13 protein-coding genes and 1 pseudogene are annotated in these 19,233 nt (G+C 72.3%); 10 read left to right on the forward strand and 4 right to left on the reverse strand.

The annotated features are described in order from the left end of the window. Window positions 1-93: 93 nt before the first annotated feature. The 5 genes from ADK60_RS40050 (at window position 94) to ADK60_RS40070 (ending at window position 6,661) form a co-directional block, all read left to right on the forward strand. Complete coding sequence (locus tag ADK60_RS40050) at window positions 94-2,658, forward strand: collagenase (RefSeq protein WP_053651893.1); 2,565 nt, start codon at window positions 94-96, stop codon at window positions 2,656-2,658. Between the two features lie 191 nt (window positions 2,659-2,849). Then, window positions 2,850-3,446 (forward strand): TetR/AcrR family transcriptional regulator, encoded by a 597-nt coding sequence (locus tag ADK60_RS40055; protein WP_053651895.1) that lies wholly within the window; start codon window positions 2,850-2,852, stop codon window positions 3,444-3,446. Window positions 3,447-3,581: 135 nt separating this feature from the next. Continuing rightward, the gene (locus ADK60_RS40060; RefSeq protein WP_079009090.1) at window positions 3,582-4,838 is read left to right on the forward strand and encodes an MFS transporter; all 1,257 of its coding nucleotides are present in this window, start codon (window positions 3,582-3,584) and stop codon (window positions 4,836-4,838) included. A gap of 42 nt (window positions 4,839-4,880) precedes the next feature. After that, window positions 4,881-6,026 (forward strand): LLM class flavin-dependent oxidoreductase, encoded by a 1,146-nt coding sequence (locus ADK60_RS40065; protein ID WP_053651897.1) that lies wholly within the window; start codon window positions 4,881-4,883, stop codon window positions 6,024-6,026. Further along, window positions 6,023-6,661, forward strand: coding sequence for an FMN reductase (locus ADK60_RS40070; protein ID WP_053651899.1), 639 nt, complete (start codon window positions 6,023-6,025; stop codon window positions 6,659-6,661). Before ADK60_RS40065 ends, ADK60_RS40070 begins: the two co-directional genes overlap by 4 nt. A gap of 108 nt (window positions 6,662-6,769) precedes the next feature. Here ADK60_RS40070 and ADK60_RS40075 read toward each other — a convergent pair whose 3' ends face one another. Beyond that, window positions 6,770-7,174: a winged helix-turn-helix transcriptional regulator gene (locus tag ADK60_RS40075; protein ID WP_234371484.1), complete on the reverse strand. Its 405-nt coding sequence runs from the start codon at window positions 7,172-7,174 to the stop codon at window positions 6,770-6,772. A 126-nt stretch (window positions 7,175-7,300) separates the two neighbouring features. Here ADK60_RS40075 and ADK60_RS40080 point away from each other — a divergent pair, with 126 nt between their 5' ends. From ADK60_RS40080 to ADK60_RS40090, 3 genes are all read left to right on the forward strand, one after another. Further along, window positions 7,301-8,752, forward strand: a complete 1,452-nt coding sequence (locus ADK60_RS40080) for an MFS transporter (RefSeq protein ID WP_502687481.1) — start codon at window positions 7,301-7,303, stop codon at window positions 8,750-8,752. Window positions 8,753-8,903: 151 nt separating this feature from the next. Next, window positions 8,904-10,034 carry a Dyp-type peroxidase gene (locus ADK60_RS40085; RefSeq protein ID WP_053651903.1) on the forward strand — a complete coding sequence of 377 codons (1,131 nt, stop codon included), beginning with the start codon at window positions 8,904-8,906 and terminating at the stop codon, window positions 10,032-10,034. Beyond that, a complete protein-coding gene (locus ADK60_RS40090; RefSeq protein ID WP_053651905.1) occupies window positions 10,031-10,831 on the forward strand; it encodes a family 1 encapsulin nanocompartment shell protein in 801 nt (266 codons plus the stop codon). Before ADK60_RS40085 ends, ADK60_RS40090 begins: the two co-directional genes overlap by 4 nt. A gap of 353 nt (window positions 10,832-11,184) precedes the next feature. Here the strand turns inward: ADK60_RS40090 and ADK60_RS40095 are convergent, their stop codons facing one another. Next, window positions 11,185-14,250 carry an AfsR/SARP family transcriptional regulator gene (locus ADK60_RS40095; protein ID WP_159400770.1) on the reverse strand — a complete coding sequence of 1,022 codons (3,066 nt, stop codon included), beginning with the start codon at window positions 14,248-14,250 and terminating at the stop codon, window positions 11,185-11,187. 339 nt (window positions 14,251-14,589) lie between these two features. On the opposite strand from ADK60_RS40095, the gene ADK60_RS45485 reads away from it, so the two are divergent. Continuing rightward, window positions 14,590-16,770, forward strand: coding sequence for an ATP-binding protein (locus ADK60_RS45485; RefSeq protein WP_053651910.1), 2,181 nt, complete (start codon window positions 14,590-14,592; stop codon window positions 16,768-16,770). 120 nt (window positions 16,771-16,890) lie between these two features. Here ADK60_RS45485 and ADK60_RS40105 read toward each other — a convergent pair whose 3' ends face one another. Then, entirely contained in the window at window positions 16,891-17,448 is a 558-nt protein-coding gene (locus ADK60_RS40105) for a hypothetical protein (protein WP_159400771.1), read from the reverse strand. Beyond that, window positions 17,445-18,752 (reverse strand): hypothetical protein, encoded by a 1,308-nt coding sequence (locus ADK60_RS40110; RefSeq protein WP_234371485.1) that lies wholly within the window; start codon window positions 18,750-18,752, stop codon window positions 17,445-17,447. Before ADK60_RS40110 ends, ADK60_RS40105 begins: the two co-directional genes overlap by 4 nt. Before the next feature lie 381 nt (window positions 18,753-19,133). On the opposite strand from ADK60_RS40110, the pseudogene ADK60_RS44295 reads away from it, so the two are divergent. Continuing rightward, a pseudogene (locus ADK60_RS44295) lies at window positions 19,134-19,233 on the forward strand (electron transfer flavoprotein subunit beta); the annotation flags it as partial.

Genomic DNA, 19,233 nt, shown 5'->3' on the forward strand with positions numbered 1-19,233 from the left:
AACGGTCCTCTTCACCCCCCACCGGCCGCGCCCCCACGCGACCGACGAAGGCCTGGAGGCCCCCACGTGAAAATCGCCCGTCCTTTAGCGCAAATGCCGCACGTCGCAAAGCTCCTGGCGCTGATCCTGGCGCTGTTCGTGGCGGTCGGCCTGTTCGCCCCGCGCGCCCAGGCGGCCACCACCAAGACCCGGCCGGAGTTCGGCGGCGGCTCGCCCACCGCCACCTCGGCCGGACCGGCCGGGATCGCCCCGAGGCCCGCCATCGGTGACACCCCTGACGCGGGCGGCAAGAACGAGCCGGTCCCGGCCCGGGACCGCGCCCCGATCTCGACCGCCTCCCCGGATCGCTCCGACACCCCGTCGGCGGCCCAGCGGCAGGCCGAGATCGTCAAGACCTTCGGTGCGGGCGCCCCCAAGGCCCTCGCCGAACAGCCCTGCAACATCCCGGACTTCACCGGTCGCACCGGTGGCGACCTGGTCAAGGCGGTCAAGGCGGCCGACCTCGGCTGCATCAACAGCCTGTTCAACCTGGTCGGCACCGACGCGCGAGGCGCCTTCCGTGAGGCCCAGATGGTCTCGGTGGCCGACGCCCTGCGCGACAACGCTGCCGCCTACCCGGGCGACAACTCCACCTCCACCGGCCAGTTGGTGCTCTTCCTGCGGGCCGGCTACTTCGTGCAGTGGTACCATGCGTCCGACGTGGGCACCTACGGCACCGCCCTGCAGAGCTCGATCCGCGGTGCGCTGGACAGCTTCTTCAACAGCGCGCACTCCCGCGACGTCACCTCCGCCAATGCCGGAACCCTCGGCGAGGCCATCACCCTGATCGACAGCGCGCAGGAGAACGTCCGCTACCTCCCCGTGGTGAAGCGGCTGTTGGGCGCCTACGACGCTGCCACCCACAACCCGGCCAACATGGGCAACGCGCTCAACAGCGTGTTCACCGTGCTGTGGCGCGGCCACCAGGCCACCGGCTTCGTCGACGCGGTGACCGCCGACCCGAGCGTGCTCGACGCGCTCTACTCCTTCGCGTCCGCCAACGGCGCCCTGCTCGGCGGCGACTACACCTTCCTGGTCTACAACGCCACCCGCGAGCTGGGCCGCTTCGTGCAGTACCCGGCGCTCCAGCCCAAGGTGCGCCCGCTGCTGAAGGGGCTGGTCGACCGCTCCTCGCCCACCGGCAACACCGCCTACCAGTGGGCCGCCGTCGCCGAGATGGCCGACGCCTACGACAAGGGCAACTGCTCGTACTACGGCACCTGTGACTCCGCCGCCCGGCTCAAGTCGTCGGTCCTGACGGTCAGCCACACCTGCAGCCCGAGCATCAGGATCCTCGCCCAGGCGCTGGACTCCACCCAGCTGGCGACCGCCTGCTCCAGCCTGACCGGCCAGGACGCGTACTTCCACTCGGTGGCCAAGGACAACGGCCCGGTCGCGGACGACAAGAACACCACCATCGAGGTCGTGGTCTTCCACAGCTCCTTCGACTACAGGGTGTTCGCCGCCTCCATCTACGGCATCAACACCGACAACGGCGGGATGTACCTCGAGGGCAATCCGAGCGAGGCCGGCAACCAGCCGCGCTTCCTCGCCTACGAGGCCGAGTGGGCGCGCCCGGACTTCCAGGTCTGGAACCTCAACCACGAGTACACCCACTACCTCGACGGCCGGTTCGACATGTACGGCGACTTCGACGCCGGTGTGAAGACCCCGACGATCTGGTGGGTCGAGGGCTTCGCCGAGTACGTCTCCTACTCGTACCGCAAGGTCAACTACGACGCGGCGATCTCCGCCGCGGGCCAGCACACCTACAGGCTCTCCGCGCTGTTCGACACCACCTACGAGAACACCAACTCCGAGCGCACCTACCGCTGGGGCTACCTCGCGGTGCGCTACATGCTGGAGAAGCACCGCGCCGACGCCGACGCCGTGCTCGCCAAGTACCGCGCCGGTGACTGGGACGGTGCCCGCACCATCCTCAAGACCACCATCGGTACCCGCTACGACGCCGACTTCGACACCTGGCTCACGGCCTGCGCGGCCGGTGCCTGCTCCGGCAGCACCAACCCGCCCGGCAACCAGGCGCCCTCCGCCGCCTTCACCGCCACGACCAGCGGGCTGGGCGTCACCTTCGTCAACCGATCCGCCGACGCGGACGGCAAGATCACCGCCTACGCCTGGGACTTCGGCGACGGCACCACCGACACCACCGCCACCCCGACCAAGTCGTACACCAAGGCCGGCACCTACACCGTCACCCTCACCGTGACCGACGACAAGGGCGCGACCGCGAGCGCCCGGCAGGACGTCACCGTGGGGGGCCAGTCGGAGTGCGCCGGCGCCGACCCGCGCCAGCTGGACAAGAACTGCAGCCGCAGCAACCTCTCCGCGACCACCGGCAACTACGCGCACTTCTACCTGTACCTCCCGGCCGGGGTGAAGGAGCTGAAGCTCACCAGCACGGGCGGCACCGGTAACGCCGACCTCTACTACAACGCCACGAACTGGGCGTACACCGACTCGTACACCGCCAAGTCCGCCACCGCGAACAACAACTCCGAGACCCTGACCATCACCAACCCGCCGGCCGGCTACGTCTTCCTGAGCCTCTACGGCCAGCAGGGCTTCACCGGCGCGAACATCAAGGCCGAGTACTGACACCGGAGTTCTGACCCCGGAAGCACTCGGAAGCACTCCGAAGCACCTTGAACCACTCCGAAGCACCTGGAACCACCCCGAGGCCCCCGGCGGCGCGCGAACGGCGCGTCGTCGGGGGCCTCCCCGCGTCCGGCCCCGGAGCGACCGCGCCGGTATTGCACTGGTCAGTCCAAAAAGGCTAACGTGCTGCCATGGCGAGACCGCGCACCTTCGACGAGGGCCGGGCGCTCGACGCGGCGATGCACGCGTTCTGGGCGAACGGCTACGAGGCCACCTCCACGCAGGACCTCTGCGAGGCGACCGGCCTCGGGCGGAGCAGCATCTACAACACGTTCAGCAGCAAGCACGACCTGTTCAAGCGGTCGCTGGCCCGCTACATCGAGCTGATGACCGTCCCGCAGATCGAACTGCTGGAGGATCCGGAGCTGCCCCCGCTGGAGCGGATCCGGGTCCTGCTCGCGAGGATCGTCGAGACCGAGTTCGAGCACCGCCCGGACGGCCGCAGTATCGGTTGTCTGACCGTGAACACCGTGGTGGAGCTGGCCGGGCGCGACCCGGAGGCGGACGCGATGCTGGTCCGCGACCAGGAGGTGCGGCTCGCCGCACTGCGGGCCGCGATCGCCGCCGGGCAGCTGGCGGGCGGGATCGCCGGCCGGCGGGCGCCGGAGGAACTGGCCCGCTTCGTCAATGCGGTGATCGGCGGCATGCGGGTGGCCGCCAAGGGCGGGGCCGACCGGGCCGCCGTCGAGGCCGTGGCCGCCACTGCCCTGGACGCCCTCGCTCCCTGATCCGCCGATCCCCTGATCCGCTGATCCTTTGGTTCGCTGTGCCCCGATCCGGGGTGCGCCTGTGCGCTCCCGGTGTGCTCGCACCTGCCCTCATTCTGTACCGATCAATCCAAAACCAACGGGGGAGCCCTTCCCATGCCACGTGCCGTGTACGTCCTCGCCCTCGGCGTCTTCGCGATGGTGACCAGCGAGTTCGCCGTCGCCGGGCTGATGCCCCAGCTGGCGGAGGGCCTCGACGCCACCGTCCCGCAGATCGGCTACCTGATCACCGCCTTCTCGGTGGCGATGTCCTTCGGCGGCCCGTTCCTCGCCGTCGCCCTGCTCCGGATGCGGCAGAGGGCCGCGCTGATGCTCCTGTTCGCGATCTTCCTGGTCGGCAACGTGCTCGCCGCGACGGCCTCCGGCTACCCGGTGATGCTGGTGGCCCGGGTGGTCTCCGGCGTCGCCGCGCAGGCCTTCTTCGGCATCGCGGTCTCGCTCTGTGCCCAGCTGGCCCGCCCGGAGATCCGCGGTCGGGCGATCGCCGTCCTGATGAACGGCCTCATGCTCGGCACGCTGCTCGGCCTGCCGCTCGCCACCGTGATCGGGGAGCACCTCGGCTGGCGTGCGGCGTTCTGGGCGGTGGCCGTCCTCACCGCAGCGGTGGCGCTGTGCACCCTCGCCGGGGTCCCGGACGCCGACCACGCCGAGGGCACCGGCTCGCTCCGGGACGAGCTGGGCGCGCTGCGCAACCGGCGGCTGTGGCTGGCCTTCGTCACCAGCACCCTGATCATCGGCGCGACCTTCACGCTGTTCAGCTACGTCAACCCGATCCTGACCGAGCTCACCGGCTTCTCGGCCGGCTCCGTCCCGCTGCTGCTCGTCGCCTACGGCGCGGCGACCGTGGTCGGCAACACCGTGGTCGGCCGGCTCGCCGACCGGTACGCGCTGCCGGTGCTGGCGACCGGCCTGGCGCTGAACGCCCTGTTCCTGGCCGGCCTCGCGCTCCTCGCCCAGTTCCGGGTGCCCGCCGTCGGCCTGCTGCTGGGCGTCGGCCTGGTCGGGGTCACCATGAACCCCGCGATGGTCTCGCGGGTCCAGCGGATCGGCGGCTCCCGCCCGCTGGTGAACACCGTCCACAACTCCTTCATCACGCTGGGCGTCATCCTCAGCTCGCTGCTCGGCGGCCTCGCCATCGACGCGTTCGGTCTGCGCTCCGTGCTGTGGCTCGGGGTCGCGATGGCCGTCGCGGGGCTGCTCAGCCTGCTCCCGGACCTGCCGCGCGGTCGCCGTGCGCTCCCGGACCTGCCGCGCGGTCGCCGTGCGCTCCCGGACCGGGTGCCGGGCGCTCGGGGGAATAACCCCGAGAGGGCGGATGCTAAGGTGGTTGAAACTTTGACGATCGGATCCTGAACCGGCTTCCCGGCGGGATCAGCCAGGAGTGTGGTGAGCAGCATGCAGTTCGGAATCTTCACCGTCGGCGATGTCACCCCCGACCCGACCACCGGCCGCACCCCGACCGAGCACGAGCGGATCAAGGCGACCGTGGCCATCGCGCGCAAGGCGGAGGAGGTCGGCCTGGACGTCTTCGCGACCGGCGAGCACCACAACCCGCCGTTCGTGCCGTCCTCCCCGACCACGCTGCTCGGCTACATCGCCGCGCAGACCGAGCGCATCATCCTCTCCACCTCGACCACGCTGATCACCACCAACGACCCGGTGAAGATCGCCGAGGACTACGCGGTGCTCCAGCACCTCTCCGACGGCCGGGTGGACCTCATGATGGGCCGGGGCAACACCGGCCCGGTCTACCCGTGGTTCGGCAAGGACATCCGCCAGGGCATCCCGCTCGCGATAGAGAACTACGCGCTGCTGCACCAGCTGTGGCGCGAGGACGTGGTCGACTGGTCGGGCCGCTTCCGGACCCCGCTGCAGTCCTTCACCGCGACCCCGCGCCCGCTGGACGGCGTCCCGCCGTTCGTCTGGCACGGCTCGATCCGCAGCCCGGAGATCGCCGAGCAGGCCGCCTACTACGGTGACGGCTTCTTCGCGAACAACATCTTCTGGCCCAAGGAGCACTTCCAGAAGCTGGTCAACCTCTACCGGGAGCGCTACGCCCACTACGGGCACGGCACGCCCGAGCAGGCGATCGTCGGCCTCGGCGGCCAGGTGTTCATGCGCAAGAACTCGCAGGACGCGGTGCGGGAGTTCCGCCCGTACTTCGACAACGCGCCGGTGTACGGGCACGGCCCGTCGCTGGAGGAGTTCGCCGCGGAGACCCCGCTCACCGTCGGCAGCCCGCAGGAGGTCATCGAGAAGACCCTGGCCTTCCGCGACACCTTCGGCGACTACCAGCGCCAGCTGTTCCTGATGGACCACGCCGGCCTGCCGCTGAAGACCGTGCTGGAGCAGCTTGACCTGCTCGGCGAGGAGGTCGTGCCGGTGCTGCGCGAGGAGTTCGCCAAGGGCCGCCCGGCCGGCGTCCCGGACGCGCCGACCCACGCCACCCGGCTCGCGGCCGAGCGCGCCCGCCGGGAGCAGGGTTCCGACACGGCCGAGCAGACCGTGGAGACCGAGCAGACCGTGGAGGTGGCCAAGTGACCGCGTACCGACTGGTGGTGATCAGCGCCGGACTGAGCAAGCCGTCCTCGACCAGGCTGCTCGCCGACCGGCTGGCCGATGCAACTGTCCGTCAACTCGGCGCCGAGGGGCGGGAAGTGGATGTCCAGGTGGTCGAACTGCGCGACCTCGCCACCGACATCGCGCACAACTTCGTCACCGGCTTCCCCGGACCCGCGCTGCGCGAGGCGATCGAGGCGGTCGGAAGGGCGGACGGGCTGATCGCGGTGACGCCGATCTTCGCCGCCTCCTACAGCGGGCTGTTCAAGTCGTTCTTCGACGTGATCGACCCGGACACCCTCACCGGCAAGCCGGTGCTGATCGCCGCCACCGGCGGCACCGCCCGGCACTCGCTCGCACTGGAGCACGCCGTCCGCCCGCTGTTCTCCTATCTGCGCTCGGTGGTGGTGCCGACCTCGGTCTACGCCGCCACCGACGACTGGGGCACCACGGGGGACCGCCTCACCGACGGCCTCCCGGGCCGGATCGAGCGCGCGGCCGGAGAACTCGCCGGACTGCTCGCCGGCCGGGCCCCGAGCGGTCCGGCCGGGGACGGTGCGGCGCAGCCGGAGGCCGTGGTGCCGTTCGAGCAGCAGCTGGCGGCGCTGCGGGTCTGAGCGCGCTGCCCGTCCGAGTACGCGGCCGGTCCGTGTGCGCGGCAGGTGAGGGCGCGGCCGGGGCAGGGGCGGGTCCGAGATCCTCGGACCCGCCCCTTTCGCGTGCGCTCACCCCACGCGTGCGTCGTACGAGGCCCGGGCCGTCGCGATCTCGCGCTGGTGCGCCTCGGTCCAGGTGACCAGGGAGCGGACGGTCTCGTGCAGCGTCCGCCCGAGCGGCGTCAGCGCGTAGTCGACCCGGGGCGGAACCACGGCGTGCACGGTCCGCTCGACCAGGCCGTCCCGCTCCAGCTGCCGCAGGGTGACGGTCAGCATCCGCTGGCTGACCCCGTCGATCTCCCGCCGCAGCTCGGTGAAGCGCAGCGAGCCGCGGTCCAGCAGCGCGATCACCAGCAGCGACCACTTGTCGGCGATCCGGTCGAGGATCTGCCGCACCTCGCAGTCCTCCCGGGTGTCCCACTGGAGCACGTCGTAGTCGTCCTCGGTAACCGCGCAGTGCGTCGGTGACTTCAAAGTGCCTTCTTCCACGCTCCCTGATGCTGCCTCAGGATGGCGGTGGTTACAAGAGGGAACCGACCGGACGAACGGGAACCGCCCCGTCCGGCCTCCCCGCCCCCCGCGCACTTCCAGGAGACCACTGTGTCCACGTCCTCAGCCGTGCCCGAAACCGGCCGTCCGGCCGCCGCTCCGGCCGACTCCCCACCGGCTGACTTCCCACCTGCTGACCGCTCCTCCCGCTTCACCGGCCGGGAGGCGGCCGTCCTCCTCGTCCTCTGCGGCGCGATCTTCCTGGAGGGCATCGACGTCGCCATGCTCAACGTGGCGCTCCCGTCGATCCGCGCGGACCTCGGGATGGACACCGGCTCGCTGAGCTGGGTACTGAGCGCCTATGTGCTCGGCTACGGCGGCTTCATGCTGCTCGGCGGCCGCACCGCCGATCTGCTGGGACGGCGCCGGATGTTCCTCCTCTGGCTCACCGTCTTCGTGCTCTGCTCCGGCCTCGGCGGCCTGGCCGGCGCCCCCTGGGTGCTGATCCTGGCGCGCTTCGCCACCGGTCTCTCGGCGGCCTTCATGACCCCCGCAGGGCTGGCCATCATCACCACGGCCTTCGCCGAGGGGTCCCGCCGCAACCGCGCACTGCTGGTCTACGCGGGCACCGCCGCGGCCGGCTTCTCGCTCGGCCTGGTGGCCGGCGGACTGCTCACCGCCGTCGGCTGGCGCTGGGTCTTCTTCGCCCCGGTGCTGCTCGCGGGCGGCCTGCTGCTCGCCGCCGTGCCGCTGCTCCCGCGCGACCAGCCGCCCGTCCGGCGCCCCGGCGAGCGCTTCGACCTGGGCGGCGCCGTCACCGTCACCGGCGCCATGCTGCTGCTGGTCCAGGCCGTGGTGCGGCTCGGCGAACCCGGCACCACCGCCGGCCCGACCCTCGCCCTGTTCGCCGGCGGCACGGCCCTGCTGGCCGCCTTCGTCGCGATCGAACGGCGCTCGGCCGCCCCGCTGCTCCGCCTCGGCCTGCTGCGCTCCGGCCCGCTGCTGCGGGCGAACGTCGGCGCGCTGCTGTTCGCGGCCTCGTTCTTCGGCTTCCAGTTCGTCGTCACCCTCTACCTCCAGGACCTGCGCGGCTGGTCCCCGCTGCAGACCGGCCTCGCCCTGCTCGCGGTCGGGGTGGACGCGGTGCTCGCGCCGACCCTCACACCCCGGCTGGTGGAGCGCTTCGGCAACGTCCGGGTGATCCTCGGCGGCTTCTGCCTGGCGGTGGTCTCCTACGCGCTGTTCCTGCCGGTCGGGCCGGACTGGACGTATCCGATGATGTTCCCGACCATGATCCTCACCGGACTGGCCTTCGCCCTCGCGTACGGGCCGCTGACCATCGCCGCCACCGACGGCGTCGCCGAGGAGGAGCAGGGGCTGGCCGGCGGACTGCTCAACACCGCGTTCCAGTTCGGCGCGGCGCTCGGGCTCTCGGCGGTCACCACCGTGAGCCTGACCGTCGGCGGCCAGGACGGCCTGCGGGCCGCGCTGGGGGTGCCGGTCGCGGCGGTCGCGCTCGGCGCCCTGGTCACCGCCCTTGGCCTGCGCCGCTCCCGCGCGTGACTCGTCCCCTTCTCCCTCGCCCCCCACCCTCGCCGCTGCTCCGTGGCGAGGGTGGGGGGCGTACGGCCGACCGGACCGCCGCCCGCGCCGAAATGTCCGCTCCGGGGTGTAATCGTACGGATGATCAGGCCCCGGAGACCGGAGTCCGCCCATGCCGCCACAATCCCCCCAGGCACAGCCGCAGCCGCAGCCGCAGCCGCGGCCCGCCGACCCACCGGCCCCGCAGCCGGTCCTCACCCCGCTCACCACCGCCGCGATCTTCCTGGTCCTCACCGTCGACCCCGGTGGTGAGGGCGCGGTCCGCGAACTGCTGCCCGACCTCGCGGGCCTCCGCCACGCCATCGCCTTCCGCGCCCCCGACGTCGGCCTCACCTGCGTCACCGGCATCGGCTCCGACGCCTGGGACCGGCTCTTCGACGGCCCCCGCCCGGCCGCCCTGCACCCGTTCCCCGAGGTGGCCGGCCCCCGCCACCGCGCCCCGGCCACCCCCGGCGACCTGCTCCTGCACATCCGGGCCGCCCGGATGGACGTCTGCTGGGAGCTCGCCGGCCGGATCACCCGGCGGCTCTCCGGCGCCGCCACCGTCGTCGACGCGACCAACGGCTTCTCCTACTACGACGCCCGCGACCTGCTGGGCTTCGTGGACGGCACCGAGAACCCGGAGGGCCGGGAGGCCGCCGAGGCCGTGCTGATCGGCGACGAGGACCGGGACTTCGCCGGCGGCAGCTACGTCATCGTGCAGAAGTACCTGCACGACCTGGCCGCCTGGGAGCACCTGACCGTCGACCAGCAGGAACGCGCGGTCGGCCGCAGCAAGGCCGACGACATCGAGTTCGACGACGCCGCCAAACCCGCCGACTCCCATGTCGCGCTCACCTCCGTCACCGGCCCGGACGGCGAGGAGCGGCAGATCCTGCGGTTCAACATGCCCTTCGGCCGGCTCGACGGGGGCCCGGCGGGGCGCGGCGAGGCCGGCACCTACTTCATCGGCTATGCGCGCGACCCCGAGGTGCCCGAGGAGATGATCCGCAACATGTTCGCCGGCCGGGGCCCGGCCGCCCACGACCGCCTGCTCGACTTCTCCACCGCGGTCACCGGCACGCTGTTCCACGTCCCCACCGCCGACTTCCTCGCCGACCCGCCACCGGCCCCGGCCACCCCCGTCACGCTCGCGGCCCCGCCGCCCGTCGCCGCCCTCCCCGTTGCCGCGCTCCCCACCGCCGCTTTCCTCACCGACGGCTCCCTCGCCATCGGCAGCCTGAAAGGCACCCCCGCGTCATGAACAACCTGCACCGCGAGCTCGCCCCCGTCTCCGCCGCGGCCTGGGAGGAGATCGAGGAGGAGGCCAGGCAGACCTTCAAGCTCCACCTCGCCGGCCGCCGGGTCGTCGACCTGGCCGGCCCGGACGGCCCCGCCCTCGCCGCGGTCGGCACCGGCCACCTCACCACCATCGAGCCGCCCACCCCCGGTGTCGAGGCGCACGCCCGCGAGGTCCGCCCGCTGATCGAACTCCGGGTCCCCTTCACCGTCGACCGCGCCGCCGTCGACGACGTCGAACGCGGCTCCCGGGACTCCGACTGGGCGCCGGTCCAGGCAGCGGCCCGCACCCTCGCCCTCACCGAGGACCGCGCCCTCTTCGACGGCTACCCGGCCGCCGGCATCGAAGGCATCCGCGCCGCCGCCACCAACCCCGCCATCCCGCTCCCCGCCGACGTCCGCGAATACCCGGAAGCCGTGAGCCGCGCCCTCACCACCCTCCGCCTCGCCGGAGTGGGCGGCCCCTACGCCCTCCTCCTCGGCGCCGACACCTACACCGCCGTCAACGAGACCTCGGACCACGGCTACCCCATCGCCAGCCACATCGCCCGCCTCCTCGACGGCGAGCTGATCTGGGCCCCGGCGATCGAGGGAGCCCTGCTCCTCTCCACCCGCGGCGGCGACTTCACCCTCGTCCTGGGCCAGGACGTCTCGGTCGGCTACCTCTCCCACACCGCCGACACCATCGCCCTCTACCTCCAGGAGTCCCTCACCGCCCGCCTTCTCACCCCCGAAGCCGCCGTCCCCCTGGCGACCCCCTGAGTCCGCACCGCTCCGAGCGTGCTGGAGGGCGTGCCCGAACCTTCGGGTACGCCCTCCAGCACGCAGGTGCTGTCAGCACAAGATGGGCATCAACCACGTGAGCACTGCGGCCAGAAGGTGTGCGGTTCCGGCTACCAGGGTGGTCATGCTGTTCATTCGCGCGTTTCCTCGAAGGTCGTGTCTAATATCGCAGGCTCTTTTTATCAGACTTCTTCGATCTGGAAAACTCGGGTGCGAGCTGCCGTCGTTTGTTCGATTTTGACCTACCGGAGGGCTAGTTCAAGTCAATCCGAGATCCTTGGCCGAAACTTTTCGATCGCAGGACAGTCGAATAGCGCCAGTGTTAGCGGAATTCAGTCGTCCGCATTCCGGCGCTTTCGCATCCTGGCCATGGCCTCGGTGGCGAGGTCGACCTGATCGGCGGCTCCGGCCTGTTTGGCCAGGGCGATCGAAGCCGACAGGTGGATGGTGGCCGCGGTGGTGTTGCCGAGCGCGGCCTCGGCCTGGCCGAGGCCGCGGAGCGCGGCCGCCTCCTCGCGGGTGGCGCCGACGGATCGTGCCAGTTCAAGGGCAATGGAGTGCTGATCGTGGGCCTCGGTTGCCCGGCCGGCAGTACGGAGCGCGTGACCCAGGCCGTTGAGTGCGTCGGCTTCGTGCTTGATGCCGCCGGCCGAACGGAACACGGTCAAAGCCTGTCGATAGAGGCCGACTGCGCGCTCGAGCTCGTCGGGGATGGTCAGTGTCGCCGCCAGGTTGGCCTTCACCACTGCGAGGTCGAAGCTGGACATGGAATTCTTCGCGCCAGTGAGGACCCGCTCGAACTCCGCTCGCGCTGCGACGGGGTCGCCAATTCCCAGGTGCAGGTCCCCGATATTGTTAAGGATGCGCATCTCGAGGGTTCTGTCCCGGAGATTGCGGGCGAGTGGTAGTGCCTTCTTGTAGGAGGAGAGGGCCAGGGTGGAATTTCCGAGAGAACGTTGCACGATGCCGATGTTGGCAAGGCAGCGCGCGGTGTTCCAGAGGTCGCCGTTCTCTCTTCGGATCCGCAGGGCCTCCTCCTGAAATGCCAAAGCCTCGACCAGGGAGCTTTGGTGCCAGAGCAGCCCGCCCAGCAGGCTGAGCGCCTCCGCCGTGGCGTCGTCGTCGCGCTCGGCGCGGGCCAGCGTCAGGCCTCGCTGGAGTGCTTCCTGGGCGGCCGGGTAGCGGGAGGCGTTGGCGAGGGTGGCGCCGAGGTTGATCAGGGCGCGGGCCTCGCGGTGGTCGTTCGATGCCGAACGCCAGTACGTGGCAGCGGCCTGATGCAGCTCGTGGGCCTCACTCCAGTAGGCCTGGGCATCCAGATGGCCGGCCAGGACGTGCGCGAGCCACGCGGTAGCCTCGGGGTGACCGGCGGCGCGGGCGTGAGTGGCCAGTGCGATCAGGCCGGCCTGTTCGGTGTCAAGCCATTCGCGTGCGGCATCGTTCGAATCCAAGTCAAGGTCGTACAACAACGTTTCCATCCCTGGTAATTGATGGAACGTTGGGAGAGAAAGTCGCGATCGGCGTGGATACAGCAGCCGATCCGCCTGGTCGGCTGCTCGGAGTGTGAACCCGAGCAGCCGCCGAAGCGCGATCCCCGCCTCTTCCTCGCCCCCCTCGTCGCGGATCAGTACGTGCGCGTACTCCTTGAGGAGGTCGTGGAGCTGATAGCGCTCCGGGGTGTGTTCCTGGACCAGGTGGCAGTGCAGCAGTGCCTCCAGCAGGTGGTCCGTCTCGTCGACCGGGCGGCCGAGCAGGGCCGCCGCCGCGTGCAGGCCGATGTCGGGCCCCGGGTGGACGCCGAGCAGGCGGAACGCCTCCTGCTGCTCGACGGGCAGGGACCGGTACGACATCTCGAAAGCGCGGGCGACGCTCTCCGTGTCGTGCCGGATCTCGGCGAGCCGGCCGGTCTTGCGGGACAGTCGCTGGGCGAGGTGGCCGAGGGTCCAGGACGGCCGGGCCTTGAACCGGCTGGCGGCGATCTCGATGGCCAGCGGCAGCAGCCCGCAGCGGTCGACGATCTCGACGATCCGGCTGCGGTCGTCGGCGCGCTCCCGCCCCACCACGGAGGTGAACAGCGCGACCGCGTCGTCCACCGGCAGGATGTCCAGGAACACCGGCCTGGAGCCCGGAAGTTCGGCGAGCCGGCGCCGGCTGGTGACGAACACCAGTGCGGCGGGCGCGGTGGGCAGAAGCGGCCTGATCTGGGCCGCGGTCGCCGCGTCGTCGAGCACGACCACCGCGCGCCGGGTGGCGAGCAGGTCGGCGCACTGGGCGAACAGCTCCTCGCTGTCGAGCGGAACGGTCGCGGCGGGCACGCCGAGTCGCCGCAGCAGTGCGGTGGCCACCTCGGGGGGTGTGAGCGGGCGCCGGTTGACGATGTGGGCGCCCAGGTTGAGGTGGGCGTACCCCTCGGGGAACCGGGTCCGCATCAGGTGGGCGGCGTGCAGCGCCAGGGTGGTCTTGCCGACGCCCGCCATGCCGAGGATCGCCGAGACCGCCACCACTCCGCCCTGTTCGACCGCGTCGCCGGTGCCGCCGAGCAGTCGGCGCAGGTCGTCCCGGCGGCCGATCATGTGCCGCCCCGGTGGTGGGGACGGCGTGCCGCCGGGGCGCGGGCCGGACGCCGGGCGCGGGCCCGCGAGGGTCCGGACGGCGGGGGTCCGGACGGCGGGCCCGGTCAGCGGGGCGCCGGTGAGCATCCGCTCGTGCAGCCGGGTGAGGGCCTCGCCGGGGCCGGTGCCGAGGTCCGCGTGCAGTCGGCGGACGACGGCGGGGTAGACGGCGAGAGCTTCCGCCTGCCGGCCGGCGCTGTGCAGCGCGACCAGGAGGTGCGCGGCGACCCGTTCGTCGGTGGGGCGTTCCTCGCGGAGGGCGGTGAGTTCGGGGACGAGTTCCCCGAAGCGGCCCAGCCGGAGGTCGATCTCGATCCGCAGCAGTGTGGTGGCGAGGCGCTGGTCGGCCATGGTGGCGCGGGTGGACTGGGCCCAGCCGCCGGGCAGTCCGGCGAGCGGTTCACCGCGCCAGATTTCCTCGGCCCGGCCGAGAACGGTCCTGGCCTGGATGTCGTCGCCGTTGTCGGCGAGTCGGCGGGCATTCTTGGACAAGTCGACAAAACGATGCCAGTCGATCAAATGGCTGTCGGCGCGCAGCGAATATGTGTGCGATCGTCTCTCGATGGTGGGGATGTCGCGCGGTGAAGCGGGGCTCTCGGCGGCCGCGGCCAATCGCAACTGGCTCCGAATGCGGGAGACATGGCTGTAGATGCTGGCGACCGCGCTGGGCGGGGGCTCCTCGTCCCACAGCCGGCTTGCCAGCAGCTCATGGCTGAGCGGCCGCCCGACGTCCAGGGCCAGGGCGGCCAGCAGTCGGCGCCCCTTGTCGGTGCGAATTGCCGACAACTCGCCGTTCACCGAAAGTTCAACCGAACCCAGAAGGTGGAACTCCATTCGACGCCCCCCGCCGGTGGCCACCAGCTTGCTGTGTCGGAGCGGAGCATCCCACGTGTGCAGTGGCTGGGCCATACCGCCTCCTGCTGTAAGGGTCAGGCGTTATTGACAATTCGGCGTCCGACTGAGACTCATGTGATATGCGGGGGCCGCCGATCGGCCGTCAACAGGGGTCACATCGATTCGTTCCCGTCACTTCAGTCCATCGTTCTACGGGTAGGGGGAGCCAGTGGAGCCGGAGATGTTCGGAGCAACGGGGGTCCGAGGTCGGCCGGGCGTCGGGAGTCGCGGATGAACTCGACGGACGGAGCGCGCGAACCGCACCTCAAGACGCGGAACTCCCTGTCCGGCGGGAGGATCGAGGGCTCCGTCGTCCAGGCGGGGGAGATCCACCATCTGACGGTCTACGGCGGTCCCGTCGAAGCATCCGCCGCCCCGGCTCTCCCGGTGCCGCGCCAACTGCCGCCGACACCGCGCCGTTTGGTCGGACGGGAAGCGGACCTCGCCGCGCTGGACCGCGAGTTGGGCGACCCACCGGGTGCCGTCGATGTCACGGTGGTCGTCACGGGCCCGGCCGGGGTGGGCAAGACCGCGCTCGCCGCCCAGTGGCTGCGCCGGCTGGCCGGCCGCTTCCCGGACGGCCAGCTCTACGCCGACCTGCGCGGCCACGCCCCGGGCGGGCCCGCCGACCCCGCCGAGGCGCTCGGCGGGTTCCTGCGCGCCTTCGGCATCGCCCCCGTGCCGGGCAGCCTCGCCGAGGGCGCGGCGCTCTGGCGCTCGCTCGCGGCCGAACGCCGGATCGCCGTCCTGCTCGACAACGCCTCCACCGCCGCCCAGGTCCGGCCGCTGCTGCCCGGCTCGGAGCACGCCGTGGTGGTGGTGACCAGCCGCCGCCGGCTCACCGGGCTGGGCATAGACGGTGCCGTGTTCCGGCCGGTCGGACTGCTCTCGGACGCCGCGTCCGTGCAACTGCTGGCCCAGCGGGTCGGTGCCGACCGGGTGGACCGCGAGCGGACCGCCGCCGCCCAGGTGGTGGAGCGCTGCGGCCGGCTGCCGCTCGCCGTCTGTCTGGCGGCGGCCCGGATCGCGGCCCGCCCGGTGCAGCCGCTCGCCGTCACCGCCCAAGCCCTCGGGCAGGAGTCCCAGGGTCTCGCCGCGCTCGACGTCGAGGGGGAAGCCGTGCGGCACGCGCTGGACGCGTCCTTCGAGGTCCTGGGGGCGGACACCGTCCGGCTGTACGGGCTGCTCGGTCTGCTGCCGTTCCCCGTGTTCACGCTGGACGTCGTCTGCGCGGTCGGCGGGCTGGCCCCGGACGAGGCCGACCGGCTGCTGGACGGGCTGATCGACGTCCACCTGCTGGAGGAGATGGAGGGCGGCTTCCGCTTCCACGACCTGGTCAAGCTGCATGCCCGGGCGCGTGCCGAGGAGGTGCGCGAGCTGGCCGAGGGCGGGGCCGCCGTCGACCGGGTGCTCGACTGGTACCTCGCCCGCACCACCGCTGCCGAGGCACTGCTGAGCCCGAGCCACCGCACCCTGCGTCGTGACTACACGGTCGAACCGGGGCCCCGCGCACAGGAGTTCGCCGACGAGACGGCTGCCGTCGGCTGGCTCGACGCCGAGACCGGGCGGCTCGCCGACACCGTCCGCTGGGCCGCCGCCATCGGCAGGGTGGCCACCGCCTGGCAGTTGGTCGACGCCATGTGGCCGCTCTTCCTGCGGTTGCGCCCGGCCCGGCTGTGGATCGAGGCGCACCGGATCGGACGGGAGGCCGCCCGGGCCGCCGGCGACCGGGAGGGCGAGCTGCGGATGCTCACCTCCGGCGGCACCGGTCTGCGCAACGCGGGTGCGGGGGAGGAGGCTTCGGAGTGGTTCACCGAGGCGCTGCACCTGGCCCGCGAGGTCGGCGAACCGCTCGTCGAGGCGGACGCCCTCTACGGCTTGAGCCAGACCCACCGGACGGCGGGCCGGCTCACCGAGGCGGCCGACTGCCTTCGCGAGACGGCCGCCCTGAGGGAGTCCCGGGGTTACGCCCGGGGCACGGCACTCGCCCGGTTGGCGCTCGGTGACGTGCTGCTCGTGGCGGGCCGCCCGGCCGAGGCGGTACCCGTCGTGATGGATGCCCACCGGGCCCTTGCCGCTGTCCCCGCACCCTACGAGGCCGCGCGGGCGCTCGCCTTCCTCGGCCAGGCGCACGTCGCGCTCGGCGCCCACGACGAGGCCCGCCGCTGCTACACGGAGGCCCTCGCCGAGTTCCGCGCGGGCCGGGCCCGCCATTGGGAGGCCCGCGTCCTCGAACTCGTCGGTGACCTGGCCCGTGCCCGCGGAGACCTGGTCGAGGCGGCCGCCCGCTACGGCGAGTCCATGGCCCGTTACCGGGAGCTCGCCGCCCCCGACGCGGCCCGGCTCGAGGCCGCCCTCACCGCACTCGCAGCCCTGGCGGCCCCGCCCGGCCCCCCTCCCGCCACCGGCTGAGCGTCCGGACCCACCCGCCGCGTCACCGCGGCCCGGCACCGGGAGCCTGCCGTTGCCGCTCGGCCGACCCGCGTACCGGCACCCACTCCGGTACGCGGGCGGCCGAGCGGCCGCGGTCCGTCAGGCGCTGCGCCGGGCTCCCGGGCGCGGGGCCGGGGCGGCCGGCGCGACGAGCTCGGTCAGAGCGACGAGCTCGGTGAGTGTGCCGCCGTTGGCGAGCCACGCGTGGGCGAGCGAGCCGAGGACGAGCCCCGGTCCGGGCGGGGAGGTACGGAGTACCAGCCGGCCGCCGGTCCGGGCGAGGACGAACAGGGTGCCGTCCGTGTCGTCGGCCGTGGCGACCGCACAGCCGGGGAAGGCCCGGAGGACGGCGGCGAGCCGGTCCCGGGCCCGGCCCGGGCCGGTGCGGCCGAGGTGGAGCACATCGGCTTGGTGACGCCAACGGGCGGCGTCCGGTGCGGTGAGGTCGAGCGCCAGGTGCTCGTCGACGAAGGAGCGGGGCAGCGCCGGCTCGACCGGGCGGACGGTGGTCAGCAGCCAGCACCGGAACCCGGCCGGGGAGTGGATCCGGGCCTCGAAGCCGGCGCCGGGCGCCCCGGCCGACGGCGGCGGGCCGCCGACCGGGGTGAGCAGCACGGTCCGGAAGGCGGTGTGCGGCACGGTGCGCGGCGGAGTCACCGCCGGTCCTGCCCGGCCCGGTCGGTCGCGCCGCTCCTCGGCCACAGCGGTGCCGGCAGCGGCAGGACGGGGGGCTCCGGCACGTGGGCGGGTTCGCCGAGGCCGAGGACGCGGTAGAGCAGCCGTCGCATCCGGCGGTCGAACCGGCCGGGTTCGGAGCTGATCCGGGCGGCGATCGCCGCGTACTCGGACCGCCGGTACTGCCGGGCGGCGTAGTCGAGCTGGGAGGTCAGGGGATGGGCCGGGCTGAGTGCGGGCGCGGTCCGGGCGAGCAGGGCTCCGGGCGAGCGCGGGTTGACGTCACGGTGCGGGTATTCGGCGAGCAGGATCGGCGCACCGGTCATGGTGCCGTAGAGGGTGACGGAGCCGTGGTCCCCGATGACGAAATCGGCGGCGACCAGCAGCGGGCGCCAGTCCTCCTCCGGCCCGAGTACGGTGACCGCCCCGCGGGCGGTGGCCGTCGCCCAGGAGCGGACGGCCCACGGACTGTGGGCGGCGGCCACATTGGGGTGGACCAGCAGCGCGGTGCGGTAACCGCGCCTGGGCAGTTCGCCGGCCAGCCGCGGCAGGACGGCGTCGAGCCGGGTGAACAGGGAGCCGCTGCCCCAGGTGGAGCAGACCAGCACCAGGCGTTCGCCCGGCCGCAGCCCGAGCGCGGCCCGGTAGCGTTCGCGGGCGGGGAGGGCGGCGGCGATCCGGTCGTAGCAGCCGTCCCCCACCACCTCGGTGATCGGCAGTGCCTCGGGGCAGCCGCGGCCCACTTCGGCGCGCTCCTCCTCGTGCGCGAGGGCGTAGGCGGAGGGCACCACCCGGCCGTTCCGGACGATGTACTCGGGTCCCAGGCCGGACACGGTCCGCGCGGTCCCGGTCCCGGTCCCGGTCCCGGCGTCGGTGCCGGTCCCGGCCGGCGACAGCTTGATGTGCCCGGCGCCGTGCGGCAGCCGGACCAGCGGCCCGCGCAACTGCTCCAGGCCCTGCGAACCGGCCGCGAGCACCAGGTCGAACTCCCGTCGGACGGCCTCCTCCCAGGGCAGCACCGTGCCGCCGAGCCTCCGGACGTGGGCGGCCGCTCCCGCGTTGAACGCGTGCGGTGCCACCGTGAACTGGACGTGCACCCGCAGGTCGGCGCCGAGCAGCGGATAGATGTCGTGCAGCCGCTGGCCGTAGACCGTCGAGTGCACGACCACCAGCACCTCCTTGCAGTCGGCCAGCGTGGCCCAGCGGCGACCGCTCCCGACCCTCCCGTGGCCGACCTCCTCGTGCTCGATCTCCCCGTGGTCGACTTCCCCGTGCACCAAGGTCATGTCGTTCCCCCTCCTTGATCCCGGACCGGGGCCCCGGGTCTCGGTGGCCCCGACGGGGGTGTGCCCGGGTGTTCTGGCGGATTCCATGACGGTCCCTGGCCGGTGCTTGCGCAAACCTTGCGGCGGCCTTGCCCCCGGCCGTGCCGGGCCCCGGGAGCAGAGAAGGGTACTGAGTTCCTTTACGAGGGGTACTGAGTGCCGTATCCTCTTCGGAGAGCCTCTGACGCTGTTGAAGAGAGCCGACAGGGCAGGCCGGTCCGGGTGGTGCGATACCGCTCGCGGGGCGCGGCCGGGCCGGACTTGGCACTCAGTACCCTCGGCGGGCTGCGAGGCCGTGGACCAGTGCATCCGACCAGTGCACCCGTACCAGGAGAACCGCTCATGAGCTTGAGGATCGTTGTCTGTGTGAAGTACGTGCCGGACGCGACGGGTGACCGTCGTTTCGCGGACGACCACACCACCGACCGGGAGGGCGTGGACG

The sequence above is a fragment of the Streptomyces sp. XY431 genome, from assembly GCF_001279805.1.
Taxonomy (GTDB): domain Bacteria; phylum Actinomycetota; class Actinomycetes; order Streptomycetales; family Streptomycetaceae; genus Kitasatospora; species Kitasatospora purpeofusca.